General features: G+C 67.9%; 16 protein-coding genes. 6 read left to right on the forward strand and 10 right to left on the reverse strand.

Annotation, left to right across the window (positions count from 1 at the left end):
- Nucleotides 1–5 precede the first annotated feature (5 nt).
- The 5 genes from ACZ5AJ_RS03740 to ACZ5AJ_RS03760 all read left to right on the forward strand — a co-directional run bounded on the left by ACZ5AJ_RS03740 (nt 6) and on the right by ACZ5AJ_RS03760 (nt 3,597).
- Nucleotides 6–176, forward strand: a complete 171-nt coding sequence (locus ACZ5AJ_RS03740) for a hypothetical protein (protein WP_464137196.1) — start codon at nt 6–8, stop codon at nt 174–176.
- A gap of 304 nt (nt 177–480) precedes the next feature.
- On the forward strand, nt 481–822 hold the full coding sequence (locus ACZ5AJ_RS03745) for a hypothetical protein (protein WP_464137200.1): 342 nt from the start codon (nt 481–483) through the stop codon (nt 820–822).
- A gap of 26 nt (nt 823–848) precedes the next feature.
- Nucleotides 849–1,208 (forward strand): hypothetical protein, encoded by a 360-nt coding sequence (locus ACZ5AJ_RS03750; RefSeq protein ID WP_464137202.1) that lies wholly within the window; start codon nt 849–851, stop codon nt 1,206–1,208.
- A complete protein-coding gene (locus ACZ5AJ_RS03755) occupies nt 1,205–2,617 on the forward strand; it encodes a type I-E CRISPR-associated protein Cse1/CasA (protein WP_464137204.1) in 1,413 nt (470 codons plus the stop codon). Before ACZ5AJ_RS03750 ends, ACZ5AJ_RS03755 begins: the two co-directional genes overlap by 4 nt.
- A 356-nt stretch (nt 2,618–2,973) precedes the next feature.
- Nucleotides 2,974–3,597: a PIN domain-containing protein gene (locus ACZ5AJ_RS03760; RefSeq protein ID WP_464137208.1), complete on the forward strand. Its 624-nt coding sequence runs from the start codon at nt 2,974–2,976 to the stop codon at nt 3,595–3,597.
- A 63-nt stretch (nt 3,598–3,660) separates the two neighbouring features.
- Here the strand turns inward: ACZ5AJ_RS03760 and ACZ5AJ_RS03765 are convergent, their stop codons facing one another.
- The 7 genes from ACZ5AJ_RS03765 to ACZ5AJ_RS03795 form a co-directional block, all read right to left on the reverse strand.
- Nucleotides 3,661–3,825: a hypothetical protein gene (locus ACZ5AJ_RS03765; RefSeq protein WP_464137210.1), complete on the reverse strand. Its 165-nt coding sequence runs from the start codon at nt 3,823–3,825 to the stop codon at nt 3,661–3,663.
- Nucleotides 3,822–4,982 carry a hypothetical protein gene (locus ACZ5AJ_RS03770; protein WP_464137213.1) on the reverse strand — a complete coding sequence of 387 codons (1,161 nt, stop codon included), beginning with the start codon at nt 4,980–4,982 and terminating at the stop codon, nt 3,822–3,824. Before ACZ5AJ_RS03770 ends, ACZ5AJ_RS03765 begins: the two co-directional genes overlap by 4 nt.
- Nucleotides 4,983–5,096: 114 nt before the next feature.
- A complete protein-coding gene (locus tag ACZ5AJ_RS03775; protein ID WP_464137217.1) occupies nt 5,097–5,429 on the reverse strand; it encodes a hypothetical protein in 333 nt (110 codons plus the stop codon).
- Nucleotides 5,426–5,815: a hypothetical protein gene (locus tag ACZ5AJ_RS03780; protein WP_464137219.1), complete on the reverse strand. Its 390-nt coding sequence runs from the start codon at nt 5,813–5,815 to the stop codon at nt 5,426–5,428. Before ACZ5AJ_RS03780 ends, ACZ5AJ_RS03775 begins: the two co-directional genes overlap by 4 nt.
- Nucleotides 5,812–6,249 (reverse strand): hypothetical protein, encoded by a 438-nt coding sequence (locus ACZ5AJ_RS03785; RefSeq protein ID WP_464137220.1) that lies wholly within the window; start codon nt 6,247–6,249, stop codon nt 5,812–5,814. The genes ACZ5AJ_RS03780 and ACZ5AJ_RS03785 overlap by 4 nt, the downstream gene beginning before the upstream one ends.
- Nucleotides 6,249–7,379: a peptidoglycan-binding domain-containing protein gene (locus ACZ5AJ_RS03790; RefSeq protein ID WP_464137222.1), complete on the reverse strand. Its 1,131-nt coding sequence runs from the start codon at nt 7,377–7,379 to the stop codon at nt 6,249–6,251. Before ACZ5AJ_RS03790 ends, ACZ5AJ_RS03785 begins: the two co-directional genes overlap by 1 nt.
- A 2-nt stretch (nt 7,380–7,381) precedes the next feature.
- Nucleotides 7,382–7,543 (reverse strand): hypothetical protein, encoded by a 162-nt coding sequence (locus ACZ5AJ_RS03795; RefSeq protein WP_464137224.1) that lies wholly within the window; start codon nt 7,541–7,543, stop codon nt 7,382–7,384.
- A 197-nt stretch (nt 7,544–7,740) separates the two neighbouring features.
- Between ACZ5AJ_RS03795 and ACZ5AJ_RS03800 the strand changes: the two genes are divergently transcribed.
- Nucleotides 7,741–7,875, forward strand: coding sequence for a hypothetical protein (locus ACZ5AJ_RS03800; RefSeq protein WP_464137226.1), 135 nt, complete (start codon nt 7,741–7,743; stop codon nt 7,873–7,875).
- On the opposite strand, the gene ACZ5AJ_RS03805 is transcribed toward ACZ5AJ_RS03800, so the two are convergent.
- The 3 genes from ACZ5AJ_RS03805 to ACZ5AJ_RS03815 all read right to left on the reverse strand — a co-directional run bounded on the left by ACZ5AJ_RS03805 (nt 7,872) and on the right by ACZ5AJ_RS03815 (nt 13,537).
- Entirely contained in the window at nt 7,872–9,662 is a 1,791-nt protein-coding gene (locus tag ACZ5AJ_RS03805) for a pyocin knob domain-containing protein (protein ID WP_464137230.1), read from the reverse strand. The genes ACZ5AJ_RS03800 and ACZ5AJ_RS03805 overlap by 4 nt on opposite strands.
- A gap of 75 nt (nt 9,663–9,737) precedes the next feature.
- Nucleotides 9,738–11,276 (reverse strand): GDSL-type esterase/lipase family protein, encoded by a 1,539-nt coding sequence (locus ACZ5AJ_RS03810; protein WP_464137232.1) that lies wholly within the window; start codon nt 11,274–11,276, stop codon nt 9,738–9,740.
- Nucleotides 11,273–13,537 carry a hypothetical protein gene (locus tag ACZ5AJ_RS03815; RefSeq protein WP_464137234.1) on the reverse strand — a complete coding sequence of 755 codons (2,265 nt, stop codon included), beginning with the start codon at nt 13,535–13,537 and terminating at the stop codon, nt 11,273–11,275. The genes ACZ5AJ_RS03810 and ACZ5AJ_RS03815 overlap by 4 nt, the downstream gene beginning before the upstream one ends.
- Between the last annotated feature and the right edge of the window lie 661 nt (nt 13,538–14,198).

Raw genomic sequence — 14,198 nt, forward strand, 5'->3', positions numbered from 1 at the left:
CGCGCATGGACATGCGGGAAGAGCACGCGATCTGGGTCCGAATAGTGCGGGAGCGGATCGACACGAGACAGCAGACCCTCGACCTCGGCACCCGTCGCGTGCCCCTCGCCGACGACGGCCGGCAGGCTGCCGCGGGGGAGGAGGACCAGGATCCCGGCGGCTGGGAGATCGCATGAGCGACCTGATCCGCACCACTGATGGCTGGACCTATGCGGCGCCGGGGCCGTGCCCGTGCGGCGAGTCGGCGGCGTGGCACGGCTGGGCGTTCTGTCGGTGCGCTGGCGCCGAGGGCGGCGGTCATCCCTCGTGGCGATGCAAGGGATGCGACCGGGTGCGGACGCTGGGCTGTCTTGGGGCGGTGGAGGTCGACATGACCTACCGGGTGTGACCGTGCACACGCGTTTCTGTATAGGGGTAGACAGCGCTACTCCTCAGCTGTATTGTTTTATACAACAGCAGCGGAGAGAAGGAGCAGCAGCCATGGCCACCTACGTCAGGATCCAGGACCGCAAGTACGGCACCGACGAGCTCTTCACCGAGGGCCGCCTCTCCAACGACATGATGGTCCGCGACCACAACGCCCGCCTCGGCGTGTCCGTCTGCTCCGACCTCGAGTCCCTCATGGACTACTACGTGCAGTTCCCCGTCGAGATCGGCGACGACCCCGTCATCATCACCCTCGAGGGCGAGCCCTCCGGCGACACCCCCCTCGACGGCGAGTTCGGCGAGTACCTCATCATCCCCACCCGCGTCGTGAGCATCGAGTCCGCCGAGGATGCCGGCTTCTTCGACGGCATCAACGAGCGCCTCGGCGACATCTGACCCGCCACCCCTTCAAGGAGCACATCATGCATGACGACTACACGGACTGGCTCGGCCCCGCCGCCGACGACCTCACCCCTGACCAGCGCGAGGCCTTCACCACCGCTGCCGACGCCTACTACACCCAGCCCCACATCACGGACCGCGACCCCGACGACTACCTCGCCCACGTGGCCGAGGACGATGCCGCGCTCACCGCGATCCTCCAGAGCATCCTCCACGAGGGCAGCCTCGAGCAGGCGGCCCGTGAGGTCCGGCAGGCTCAGGCCACGCTCACCGGCTGGATCCGTGGGGAAGCCGCCCGCGGCACCTCTGAGGCGGAGATCGCGCGCCGCACCGGGGTTGCCCGTGACACCGTCCGCCGCCACATCGGGAAGCGGAAGTGACCACGCGGTTCAGCCTCGTCACCGACCCGTGGATCCCCGTCGCCACCCTCGACGGGGACACCATCCAGGTCAGCCTCACCGCCTGCTTCGAGCGGGCAGGTGGCCTGGCCGGGGTCCGTGCCGACAGTCTTCTCGAGCAGCGTGCCCTCGAGCGGCTCCTGATCGCCATCACCTACCGGGTCCAAGGCGACCGGTGGGACGTGCTCGACGTCCCTGCGATCCTCGACTATCTCGCCGCCCACGAGGAGCGGTTCATCCTCGGCCGGTTCCTCGCCTACAGCGGGGTCCCGGTCGCGGCGACCCCGGCGGCGGGCCTGGACCGGATCCTGTTCGACACCAGCAGCCGGTCGAGGGTCCCTGATCGGCTCCCGCCCGATCAGGCCGCCCGCGCGCTCCTCACCCGCATTCTCTTCGACCCCTCCGGGCTCCGCACCGGGATGACCGGCGACCCTGCCGGCGACCATCCCCGGTCCGCACCGATCGGCGCCGCATGGCTGTCCCGGATCCCCACCAGCCTCGTCCACCCCGGCACCCTCGCCGACACCATCCGCTGGAACCTCCCGGACGGCGAGTGGGGGGACGATACGCCGGCCTGGGAGGACGACCCTGACCGGCCCCGCACCCTCGACCCCCAGACGGTCAGTCGTGGTCGTCTGCTCATGTGGCCCTCCCGTCGCATCGCCCTCACCCTCGACGATGACGCCTGGGCGACCGGTGCGATCCTCGCGGGCGGCGACCGGCTCGACCCCTACAGCGTGGTCGGGCTCGAGCAGCACGGACTCTGGCGGCCCGTCACCACCCACGGCGGCGCGATCGGCCCCCGCCACGACGCTTACTGTCACGACCCCTGGACGCCGCTGGCCGACGGTCCCCTCCCGATCGGGATCCAGCGGCTCGCCGCACACGGTGACGGGCCCGCGACCATCTCCACCATCATCGTCTCCCTCAACGAGCCCCGGACCACGATCGTCGACGCGTGGGAGCAGCGCCTGTCCGTCGACGGTCGACTCCTGGCGCAGAAGATCCCCCTGGTCCCCGCGTGGATCACCATCATCACCGCCTTCGACTATGCCTGCCAGGCGCTCACGCGTGCCCGCGGCCACGGCCGGATCAGCGACAGGCAGAAGACCCAGATCCGGCGCGAGCTCTCCCAGCGGATCGACCTGCCCTTCCGGAACTGGCTGGCCGGTGGGCGCTGGGTCGAGCAGGTCGACGAGATCCACGCCGACATCCGGGACAGCCTCGACCTCGCGAGTGCCCGCATCGCCTTCCCCGACTATCTCGACGCCCGCACCCTCCTCAATCAGACCTACGGTCGCGGCCGCGACGAGCTGCTCCACCCCATCGGAGACGCCCCCGACCCCGAGGCCGACGACCACCCCTGGCCCCACCCTCGAAGGAGACCCTGATGGCCGACCCGCTACACATGTACGACGACCTGCCTGCCCTCGACGCGATCATCAACGCGTGGACCCGTCCTGGTGTCCGCCCGGACGTGCACCGGGCCTCGCAGCACGAGATCCGTCAGAGGATGCCGCTCCTTGCTCGGGCACTCGACCGGGCCGCCGGCGAGCGGGGGGAGGACGGTCACGTCGAGGTGTCGAACTTGTACGGGGGACGGGCGGGAGAGGCGCGGGGGGAGCCAGGCATCTAGTGAGGTGATCGACCCCGCGTTGGACAGGTGCAGGATCTCGGCTATGCTCTCTGCCATAGCTCCCCACCGTTCCCCGGAACTGGTGGGGCTTTTCTTACCCGAGGAGTGGCGATGACGCTGAGGGCCTTGGTGGTCATGGACTACCAGAATGTTCACCTGACCGGGCACGATCTGTTCGCGCCGAGGGGTTGCGCCAAGCATGAGTCGCTCATCCATCCACTCCACTACGCGAATCAGGTCGTCGGCGTCAGGAACCACCGACTGCTAGGTCCGGGAGGGCCGTCGACGGCCGCCGAGTTCGCAGAGCTCGCCGCAGTCGAGGTGTACCAGGGTCAGCCGAGCAACAAGCATGATCCCAAGCCCTACGCCCGGTCTCTGGCGCACAAGTCCGAGTGGACCCGGGATCGTCGGGTTCGGGTCAACTACCGCCCGCTCCGCTACTACTGGGATTACCAGCTCAACGACCACAGGAAGCAGGAGAAGGGTGTCGACGTGCTCGTCGCGCTGCGCGTCGTGAAGGCCGCCGAGGTTGGTGACTTCGACCTAGTGATCCTCGCTTCGCACGACACGGACCTTGAGCCGGCACTTGAGGATGCGCATGAGCGAGGCTCCATCGCTGTCGAGACTGCTGCGTGGAAGGGTGGCAAGCGGCTCGCACCGAAGCTGGGTATCGGAAGGAACATCCTCGACGGAGGCGCATTTGTCCGGAGCCGCGACCGCAAGGACTACACCTAGTCCCCAGACGCACGAGAGCGCCCCCACCGCAGACCCGGAGGTCCACGATGGGGGCGCTGTGTGTCACTGTAGGTCTGCGGGGTCTCCTCCACCGGCGAGGTATCGCTCTCTCAGGGTGGCGATCTCGTCGGGGATGCGGGCGATGGTCTCGCGGCGGGCTTGCTCGTCGGAGATCGCGCGCCGCCATTCGGTGAGGGCCTCGTCGGTCCATTCGGTCAGGTCTGTCATGCTTCGCTCCCAGGGAGGATGGTCGGCCAGGGGTCATTGGTGTACCAGCGGACGTGTCCCCAGTAGGCGGCACCCGTCGCCGGTCGGACGACCGCGATGCCGCCGCCCGGGCTGCTGGTGACGCGACGCGGCACAGGGGTATCGGCGAGGGAGTGGATGGGTCCCTGGTCGCCGCCCGGTGAAGGCGCGAATCCGGGGAGCACCGCGTACACCACGGACGACGCCGAGTAGGTGACCGCCTCGAAGAAGAGGTCCACGAGGTCCCCGTCCCTACGGATGAGCACCCGACCGCCACTGATCACGGACCAGAGAGAGGTCGCGTCTCGCCAGCCGGTCGTGGGCAGTACTGCGGTGCCAGGATCGCCCTGCTCGCCACGGGGCAGGACGAGGGAGAGGACCTGTGCGGGTGCGGTGCCGGTGATGGTCGCGGACGCGGTCTCACCGGAGACAACAGTGCCGATGGACAGCTGATTGGCGGGGCCGGGGTCCCCCTGGTCGCCGGGAGCACCCTTCAGGTCTGGGCCGGGGACACCGTCAGCGACGATGGTCGTGCCGTCCCACGTGATCACGGGAGAGTGCCCGTCATCGCCAGGAGCGCCCTGCACGGCCTGCACCGTCGTCTCAGTCCCGTCCGTGAACGTGATGGTGACGAGTGAGCCCTCGTCGGGGTCCGAGACGGAGGCAATGCCACGGCCCGCAGGACCGGCCGGGATCGCTACCGGGTCCGTCTCCGTGCCATCCGACAGGAGGAATGTGACGGTCTGGTCGCCATTGTCGCGGGCACCCACCACGGATGCGCCAGCAGGGCCAGCGGGGCCAGGGTCGCCCTTGGCCCACTTCTCCCCATCGACCTCGATCACCGGCGCGAGGCTGGCAAGATCGACAGGCTCAGGCAGGTCCTCCGTGACCTCGATCAGCCACGACGACCACGCCGGACCATGATCCGGACGCACCCGCACCCGCCATACAGCAGGCACCAGCTCCACCGGCTCCATGACCCCGTCGACGATGCGGGCAGTGACAGGGTCGCGGCCACGGAGCGCACCGTCATGCACACCGTGCGTCTCCGGGACCAGCTCCACCACACCGCTCTCAGGCAGGGGCATCTCGTCGGTACCATGCGAGCGGACCGCACGGCCCACCATAGTGATCAGCATTCCCGCTCCCTCCTCCGTCGGCGGGCCTCACGGTCCGCCTCATCATCCGACCAGGCACACCGGGCCGCGGCGTCCTGCGAGGACCAGACGGCACCGCAGGCGTCGCAGATGTGGTCATTCATCGGTGTCGTCCTCGCGGCCGTCGGGGATGACCCGACCGAGCAGGGAGTAGGCGGCGCGGGAGCAGGACGCGACCGCGGCGATGATGATCACCGCCGTGGACACGAACTCGACCAGACTGGCGGGCATCACACCGGTGACGCCGGAGACGATCACCGCCGCCGCACCGAGCACCACGGACACGAGCAGCGCGACAGCCTGCGCGGTCCGGGCGTCCATCGTCTTCTGCTTCAGCAGCTGGGTGAGGATCGTCGCGGCGATGCCAGCGATGATCACGATCGCGCCCAGCGGGGTCAGGTCACCGAGAGTCTCGATGGCTTCGGTCATGGTCCAGTCCTTTCGTCAGGGATGAGTGCCTCGATCTCGGCGAGCATCTCCTCGTCGGTGTGAGGCGGGGGAGGAGCACCACCCGCGGCCCGCCATCGGATGCGGGCACGGAGCTTGTCAGCGATCCGGGAGAGCATCCCGCCCAGCGCCTCGAGCCTCGGCTCGTTCCGGGCCCGCCACGCCTTGAGGTCTTCGACCTCGTCACGGAGATCGAGCATCATCCGCAGCGCCCGCAGATCCGGGGCCTCGGCGTCGTGGACCTGCCGGTCCGTGACCGGCGGCGGGGACTCGCCCCCCTTGCTGCTGCGCACCTGCACGGTGATCGCGGTGCCGAGGAAGACGAACAGGGCGGTGGCGAGAGCGACGAGAGCATCGGTGAGGGTCACGAGGGGCCGTCCTCCCTGTGCACGCGCAGCGCGTTCTCGATCTCCTGCGCGTCAAGGACCTTCCGCCAGATCGCGAAGAACCTCGCGATCAGTAGGAACACGATCGCGGTGATGTCGCCGGCGCGACCCATGTGGGACGGGGCCTCGGTCAGGAACGACGTCCAGGAGATGACCGCGTACAGGGCGACACCGACGGCGAGGAACACCAGTGCCCGCCACTCCCAGATCGGTTTGCGGGCGAGCACGCCGACGAGGGCGACGACCGCGGCGAGCTGGAAGACGCCCCAGCCGGTCAGGAGCACCGACGACAGCTGCGAGTACGAGCGCAGCGGGAAGACGAGGCTGCCGATGCCGGAGAGCAGGATGTAGAGGTAGGCGAGGGCTCGGGCGGCGTCCTCCGCGCGGGCCAGCCACCTATGGCGGCGCGTCGGCATCACTCCACCGGCTCTTCCCACGCGGCCTTCCACGTCTTCGGGCCGATCTTCCCGTCGACCGTCAGGCCCTTGGACTTCTGGAACTGCTTGGCGACCTTCGCGGTCTTGGCGCCGTAGAGGCCGTCGGCGGTGCCGATGCCCTTCCAGCCACGCTCGAGCATCTCCAGCTGCCACTGGCGCAGCCCCTTCGAGTGGTAGGCACCCTTGTAGAGGACGACGTCCGTGGTCGCCGTGTTCTTCACGTGCCCGGACACGGACTGCTTCGGGCCGCTGCGTGGACCGTAGTAGTAGCCCTTCGGGAGCGGGAAGGTCGGCGCGGACTCGCGCACGGTGCTCGTGCTGCTGGACGGCTTCGCGGCGGCCGTGAGAGCCGCCTGGGTCTTCGTGCCCGCGACACCGTCCACCGTCAGCCCCTGCGCCTTCTGGAACGCCTTGACGGCGGTGTAGGTGGCCTTGCCGTAGGAGCCGTCGACACCGTAGGAGCCGAGGTCGTAGCTGAGGGTCTTCAGCTGCGCCTGGATGGTCTTCACTGCGGCCGTGGACAGGCCCTGGATCGTCGCCGACGCCTCCCACGGATCCACCGTCACCGTCGAGGACGAGGTGCTTCCGGCCTTCGACCAGTCCGGGCGGAGGACGTAGCGGACCTGGTCCCAGCGCCGTGTGCGACGGTAGACGCCGCCACCGTTGCCCTGCGACCCCGACGTGCCCGGGCTCGTGTTGAACTCGATCGTCTGCGGGGCGCCGGACTTCGTGCGCTTCTCGAGCAGCCCGACGTGGTTGGTCGACGGGGTCGACCAGTTCCAGTCGAACACCAGAATGTCACCCGGCTCGGCCTTCGACTTCGAGATCCGGCTGCCCTTGCTGGCGCGGTAGTCGGTGTTGTAGGAGGCACCGCCGGGCAGCCCGTCCAGCACGAAGCTCTTCCCGAGTGCCTTCCAGAACGTCCAGGTGATGCCGATGTCGCAGAAGCTGATGCCGTTGGCGAGGAGCCACAGGTCCTTCGGCCAGAACATCGGCTGGGTCTCGCGGGCGTACTTCGTGCCCTGCTTCGGGTCCGTCCAGCGGGAGTAGCCGATCTGAGAGGCGGCGACCGCGAGGACCTTCCGCTGAGGAGTGAGAACGTTCGCCATGGTCAGGCCTCCTCTCCCAGATCGATGCCGGAGAGGTCGACGTCCGTATAGTCGGCCTCCTCCGGAGTCTCGACGTCGTCGGTCATAGAGCCGGACGAGTCGGGGATCTCGACGCCCGTCGGGATCTCCTCCACGTCCTCATGGGTCTGGATGCCGGTCGTCATAGGGGTGCCGCCTTTCTGGGCATGCGAAAGGCCCCCGACCTGGACGGTGCGGGGGCCAGCTCTACGGGGGGTGGGTTCAGGTGGCGCCGTACATAGGGCACCTGGTCAGGTCACGATTCGGTCGCCTTCCGGTCTCGGTACAAGCACGAGAGGTCAACCGGGGTCGGAATGTCGGGAATGGTCGGTATATATGTGGCATGACCAGCGACTTCGAGGCGATGACTGACGACGAGCTCTACGACATCGGCATGTACCGGTGTGCGTGCGGGACACCCGTCTACCCGGCCGGCGACGGGGAGCCGCACTGCGACCTCGACGACGATCGCAGCTAGGCGTACTGCCCGGGATTCGTGGCCTGCCCGTACCGCCACTGCGCACCGACGCGCCATACCGTCCCAGCGGGCACCACAGATCCGATGACGCGAGCCTGCGGGTACAGCTTCACCAGGCCGTTCGAGCGCAACTCGAGACGGAGCGCCGTCTCTGTCGTGTCCTCCTGGGCGTCTCCCCGTGCAAGCGTCGCATCAGGGTCCAGGAGCGCCATGGCCACGAAGGCAGTCGGTGTGCTGGTCGAGGTGAAGAGCGCTGACACTCCTGCATGCCGCTCGGTGATCGGGACGTACTGCGTCGTCGCGGGCGGCGTGGTCGCAACCGTGTAGGTGGAGCCGTCGAGGATGTGCAGCTGATCGAAGGTGCCCGCGGCGACCGGCGTCATCGTGCCGTAGTTGCTGCCGATGGTCGTGTCATCGAGGAAGGTGATGACCGCTTCGGACTGGATCATCCCGTCCGGGGCGACGGTCCGTACCTCATCCACTGCCGCCCAGCGTGTCTCACCCGAGTCAGGGTGGGTGAGGTAGAGCCGCTGGCGGACCTTGAAACCCTGCACGCCGGTCAGGACGTCATCGACGGTCATGCTGTCGATGTCCAGCGGGTTGCCGAGGGCGTCGGTGAAGACCGGCGCCTCGTACTGGGTCGCGCGGGCCGACGTGGACCCATGGTACGGAGCGAACTGCCGGTTCCCGCCCACGTCGATCTGGAAGGCCCATTCGATGTTGGAGCGGGGCAGGATCAGCAGGTCCTTCGAGACGGTCGTGCCTGTATAGGCACCGACCCACGCTTCCTCGAAGCGGCGCTGGTCATCCGTGCTGGACGTTGGCCCCTGCACCCGGTGGGTGACGTGTCGCCCCGTGGCGGTGTTGAGGCACGACACCTCCACCTCGCCCGACGACTCGACCTTCTTCACCTGCATGGTCGAGTAGCCCGCTGCCGTGCCGATCCGACCGACGTAGCCCTCGCCCTTGTAGGTCCACGGGATCCGCTCCACACCATCGGGCCCGGACCACCAGGAGACCGTCCCCTCCGCCGCAGCGAACGCGTCGGGCCGGTAGTCAGACGTCACGCGCTGAGTGCGGACCGCCTGCACAGACCCATCCGACACGGGCGAGGGGGATGGTGTGGAGCTGCCGAGGCGCACCCACTCCGACCACTCGCCGCCGTAGAAGCGGCGCATCGCCTTCCAGTCCCCGTACACCTCGGTCCAGATCTGTGACGTGTACGAGGTCGCCATCCGCACCACGTCCAGGAAGCCATGCTGGGCACCGGTCGGGTAGTGCAGATCGGGGTTCCCGGTGACAGACGATGAGCTTGCCTTCTTGCGTCCCGGCTCCGTGACCGTGTCCAGGTCCTCTGAAGAGCCGAGGGACGGGGGCTCAAGGAACCCGGTGAGTGTGTCGACGCGCGGATCGGCGGACGAGCCGCCGCTGTCGTCACGCGACCACTCGCTCCAAGCGCCGTTGTATAGGCGGCGGCGAGCGATCCACATGTTCCATGTGTCCAGCCAGGTCTGCACCAGATACGGCGGGTCGCTCGTCGTGATCCGCTCCACCGTGAGGATGCCGTGCACCGCCCCCTCGGGGTAGCCCAGCGCCGTGTTCCCCGCGACCGTGGAGGAGATGGTCCGGTACTTCCCTGGTGTGGTGAGGGTGTCGAGGTGCTGGGAGGACCCGATAGCTGCGGGCCACAGCAGCGTCCCGTACTTCGAGTCGGTGATCTCGAGGGCGTGCGTAGCGGCCACGGTCGGAAGCCGTCCCTCGAGTGTGAGCGCGTGAATCTGCGCCATGAGAGCCCCTTTCTGGGCATGACAAAGCCCCCCGACCGGAAAGGGTCTGGGGGGCTCTAGGAGACGGAGAGGGGGTTAGGCGACCTCGTACAGGCCATCACCGAGATAGGTGACGGTCGTAGAGCCACCAGAACCCACAGGAGACGGATCGATCGCGGACGCGAGCGCCGCGTATCCCGCGGTGTTCAGATGGATGCCGTCGGCATCGAACTCGGAGCGGATGGTCTCGTCGTCGTCGGAGATCGCCGCCGCGAACGGGTACACCTCACGGAAGGCGCCCGACCGTTCGAGCCATGTGTTGACCTGGCGGCGCACGGTCTCGAACGTCGATCCCACTGGCTGGTTCGTTCGCGGGAGCAGCGTGCCTGCGAAGACGTTGGGTGTCAGAAAGGACCTGATCAGCGAGGCGTTGTCGGCGATCCGGGCCTGCATCTCGGTCAGCGTGATCGTCGACTCCGACAGATCGTTCGACCCCATCAGGTAGATCACCGCGTCCGGTGCCGCGATGTCCCAGCCGTACAAGCCCCACTTGCTGACGGTCGCGCTGCTCCACCCGCTGGCCTTGTCTCCGGAGTGGGACCAGTGCGCCGGGATGGCGTCGTGCGCTCGTGCCCACTGGTCGATCCAGGAGTCCACGACCGGCCTGGACGAGGACACGCCGGAGGACAGGGAGTCACCGAATGCTGCGACGACAGGAGTTGAGGCCGGGACCTCAACCTCGAGCCACGCGAACAAGACAGGGGTGTCGTTGCGGGTGCCGTTCTCCCAGCCGGTGCCGATGTTCCGCTGGATCGTGCCGGCCGAGGACCAGCTGTACTGCGCGACGATCTCCGCGCCCTTCTGCGCCTCCGGCACGTCGAACCATCCGGACTGATACTCCATGCCCCACGGGTACTCCGTGCCTGTGGAGCCGTTCGGCAGGGTGATCGAGTTGTTGCCTTCGCCGCCGCCCGTGTGGACGCGCAGTCGCACGTTCGTGATCGTCACAGCTGGGCTGTCCGCCATCGCATAGCGGGGATTCCGGTTCCGAAGATGCAGCCGCGCACGCACGGCCTGCTGCGGCATGTACTGAATCACGGACGTCGTCCCGGACCCGGTCGTCTGCGCGCCGCCATAGCCGAGCGTGAGCGCGATGGGCGCAGTCTTGAACCCGACATTCGGGGCGGTACGGAGCATAGGGGCATTATCCCCCGAACCGGACCCGATCTGGGACCACTGTGACCAACCCTGCGAGAGCTCGCTCCGCACCCACACCTGGCTCCCCGACAGCAGGCGCGGGATCCACATCTGCATGCCCGCACCAGTGCCGTACCGGGTCGAGATCAGCGTGCCCAGCGTGCTGTTCGGCAGACCCAGAGCTTCGGCCGTAGACCCCGACCAGATCGAGTAGACCCCGTTCGAGATCGTGTCGAGGTTCGCGGACGATCCCGTCGCAGTCGCGGTCTTGTCGAAGCGCACCCCCTCAATGTCAGTGAATGCCTGATCGATCCGCACGTCGGTCGTCTTCAGTACGGAGTCCGTCTTCACCGCGAGCGCTTCAAGGTCCGTGTGGGTCGCGACCGGGTCGGCACCGTCGGGATAGGGGAGCGCGAAGTTGACGGTCGACTCGCTCATGAAGGAGCTCCTTCCAATGGGTTGGCGACGAAGTCGCTGTAGGTGAGGGCATCCCATACGGCGGCGAGACCCGTGTAGTTCGACGGAGCCCAGGCGGCAGCAAGATCGCTGTAGGTCACATCCCGAGTCGACGTTGCACTGATCACCCGCACCGAGGCCGACTGGGTCGCTCCGCCGCCGATGGACTCGGAAAGCCCCACGATCAGCGCTCGGAGCTCGACACCGATCCACTCGGACCGGATCGTGATGACGTCGCCGAGCTCGCGACGAGGATCGAAGATCAGCCCAAGGTTCGTGATCGTCGGCTGCGGAGCAGCGACCTGGGTCGCCAGGTAGTCACCGATCCGCTGGGCGACAGACCCCCCGGCGAAGTACTCCCCACCCCAGTAGCCGAGGTCATGGGAGAGCACCGGCGCTGCCTGCGGTCCAGCGGACGTCGTATAGGTCGAGTCGACCCACTCACCTCGCCCTCGACCACGCACGACCGGCAGGGCCTCGTTCCGGAGATATTCCTTGAGCGCCGTCGCCTCCGGATGGGTCGACGTGTTGACCTCCAGACCGGACTCCAAGGACACGACGTTCGTGGTGATCTTCAGCGAGTCCGAGTACAGGGTCTCGGCCGTGATGTCCACGTCCGCGTCACCCGTCGCCGGATCGCCGGAGCTGTTGGACAGCCACACGCCGCAGTACGAGCCTGCCCGCAGGTTGTACGCGCCCCAGTTCGAGGCGTTCAGCCGGCGCAGCGTCCGGTCCACGCCGAACCACTCCACGCCGGAGTCAGGGGACGCCCACGCGATCAGAGGATCATCAGCAGCCGTCAGGACATCCTTGGCCGCTCGCCACAGCTCGAGCCGCGACTCCTTGCCCTTGGAGATGAGAGGGTCCTTCCACGTCACCTCGACGCTGGAGCGGACAGCGAGGAGCGAGTCCTCCCACGACAGGGCTGTGATGTCGTCGGCAGTCGTGATGGTCTGAACTACCGTGCCGCCGCGCAGCTGGTCCGAGGGGACGAGACGCAGCACCCCTTCGGTGTCCCACCATGCCGCGGTCAGCGTCGCCTTGAGGATCTCATCGACGAGGTCACCGACCTGTCGGCCTCTGATCGCCGGGGACATGTCCATCGTGGATGCGAGCCCCGACGGTGTGAACCGCATCGAGGGCGTGAACCCGATGGACGCGAACTCCCGCGCAGACGAGGTGGGATGCGAGATCTGCACACCGGCGATGCGGGCCCCGGCGCCTGCGTCGACCTCCACACCGGACATCGGAAGGTTCGTGACGGTGCCGACGGCTCGAGCTGCGGTGAGCTCCGCGCCACCGTCTCCACGGACCGTCCATGTCCCGTTCTTGACGAGCAGGGTGATGACGGTCGATGAGAGCAGGGTGGATCGGGCGAGGGACCCTACGGTGTACCAGCCGGACGATCCGTCGTTGTGGTAGATCACAAGCGAGCGCTGGCTAGTGATCGTCAGCCGGATCCGCTCCGTCCCGTAGTAGACGGTGACCATCGCTGACTCCTGATGGCTGTCTCCGACCACGATCGTGATCTGCGTGGTGGTGCTCGGTGCTTCGGTGAGCCGCGGCGTGTAGAGCGCTGTGAAGCCGCCCGCCGCGTATCCCCACGGTGTGCTGTAGAAGCTCGCGTGCGTCCCGAGCGTGGGGCCCTGCGCGGCCGTCAGCGTGCCACCCTCCGGCCAGACCGTGCCCTGCAGCGGCACCGACACCGCCGAGGGTGCCTCCGCCGGCGGGACATTGCACAGTCCGACGGACCTCAGCGCCGCGACCAGGATCGGCCAGTGCGACAGCCCGATCGACCGGTAGGCACCCCCATCCGTCGACGGTGTCATGTGCCGCAGCAGCGCCTGATGCGTGAACGAGCCCGTGATCTGATCGCGCCGATCGATGATCGTCGACGCGAACCCGCTGGTCGGGTCGCCCGTCGTGTCGTCCACCAGCCCCACAAAGCGCGTCCACCACGTCACCCCGTCCGAGACGCGGATCCGCACCTCGTCGCCCGAGGACGGAGGCCACGCAGCAACCTTCGCCCACGGAGAGGCTGGGCGCTGAGACACCGGGTCCGAGGTCGCCCATTCGATCTTGCCGGACACACCGGAGATGCCACCGCCTGCGATCACCTGATCAGGCAGATCCCCATCGATGCTTCCGTCCCACGAGATGGTTCGCGCCTCCCGTACGACCCCGTTCACGGTCACCTCGACCAGCCATCCCAGGACGCCCTCCGCCAGCTCACCAGACAGCATCAGGACACCTCCTCAGGCGACTTCCAAGACCGTGAAGCTCAGGGACGCATATGAGCCGCGACGGTTGGCCATCAGGACGTTCTCCGACAGCCCATCGATGACCGCGGACCGGCATCCGTGCCCCGGCGCGACCGGGACAGGACCATCGGTCCACGTCGCCTGAGGGCGTGCAGCGACAACCGTCGAGGACCGGACGCCGCCCCATGCGGAGACCGCCCCCGCAGGCGCCGTGACGGTCACAGACACGCGCTGCATGCCCGTCCCCGTCCCCGTCGCAGCCGTCGTCGACAGCTGAGTCCCGGCCGCGTCGTAGAAAGCGACCTGCACCGCCGGGGACGACGAGCCGCCCTGCACATCGGCCGACCACGTGAACGGGGCGCCGGCGAGCACAGGGATCCCGCGGACCAGCGCGACCCACCCAGACGAGAGCGACACCGACACCGACCGTGGAGCCCACACGCCATCAGCACCGCGCACAGGACCCGCATCGGTCAGAGCGGTGCTCGATACCCGATCCAGCAGCACGGCCTCGCGTGGAGTCAGCAGATTCGCGCGATGAGCGAGTACCGGCACCCAGTGCCACGGACCGCCCCCCCAAGCGCCCGAGAAGAAGTCCAGCAGGGGAGTGAGCTGGGTCGACCGACCAACAGCCCAGCTCACA

It is taken from the genome of Brachybacterium zhongshanense (assembly GCF_055385755.1).

Bases quoted from the DNA above. Each gene is read 5' to 3' on its own strand.
- ACZ5AJ_RS03740 (WP_464137196.1), top strand. From the start codon at position 6: ATGGACATGCGGGAAGAGCACGCGATCTGGGTCCGAATAGTGCGGGAG.
- ACZ5AJ_RS03810 (WP_464137232.1), bottom strand. From the start codon at position 11,276: ATGAGCGAGTCGACCGTCAACTTCGCGCTCCCCTATCCCGACGGTGCC.
- ACZ5AJ_RS03765 (WP_464137210.1), bottom strand. From the start codon at position 3,825: ATGACAGACCTGACCGAATGGACCGACGAGGCCCTCACCGAATGGCGG.
- ACZ5AJ_RS03790 (WP_464137222.1), bottom strand. From the start codon at position 7,379: ATGGCGAACGTTCTCACTCCTCAGCGGAAGGTCCTCGCGGTCGCCGCC.
- ACZ5AJ_RS03800 (WP_464137226.1), top strand. From the start codon at position 7,741: ATGACCAGCGACTTCGAGGCGATGACTGACGACGAGCTCTACGACATC.
- ACZ5AJ_RS03745 (WP_464137200.1), top strand. From the start codon at position 481: ATGGCCACCTACGTCAGGATCCAGGACCGCAAGTACGGCACCGACGAG.
- ACZ5AJ_RS03815 (WP_464137234.1), bottom strand. From the start codon at position 13,537: ATGCTGTCTGGTGAGCTGGCGGAGGGCGTCCTGGGATGGCTGGTCGAG.
- ACZ5AJ_RS03805 (WP_464137230.1), bottom strand. From the start codon at position 9,662: ATGGCGCAGATTCACGCGCTCACACTCGAGGGACGGCTTCCGACCGTG.
- ACZ5AJ_RS03760 (WP_464137208.1), top strand. From the start codon at position 2,974: ATGACGCTGAGGGCCTTGGTGGTCATGGACTACCAGAATGTTCACCTG.
- ACZ5AJ_RS03750 (WP_464137202.1), top strand. From the start codon at position 849: ATGCATGACGACTACACGGACTGGCTCGGCCCCGCCGCCGACGACCTC.
- ACZ5AJ_RS03775 (WP_464137217.1), bottom strand. From the start codon at position 5,429: ATGACCGAAGCCATCGAGACTCTCGGTGACCTGACCCCGCTGGGCGCG.
- ACZ5AJ_RS03795 (WP_464137224.1), bottom strand. From the start codon at position 7,543: ATGACGACCGGCATCCAGACCCATGAGGACGTGGAGGAGATCCCGACG.
- ACZ5AJ_RS03770 (WP_464137213.1), bottom strand. From the start codon at position 4,982: ATGCTGATCACTATGGTGGGCCGTGCGGTCCGCTCGCATGGTACCGAC.
- ACZ5AJ_RS03785 (WP_464137220.1), bottom strand. From the start codon at position 6,249: ATGCCGACGCGCCGCCATAGGTGGCTGGCCCGCGCGGAGGACGCCGCC.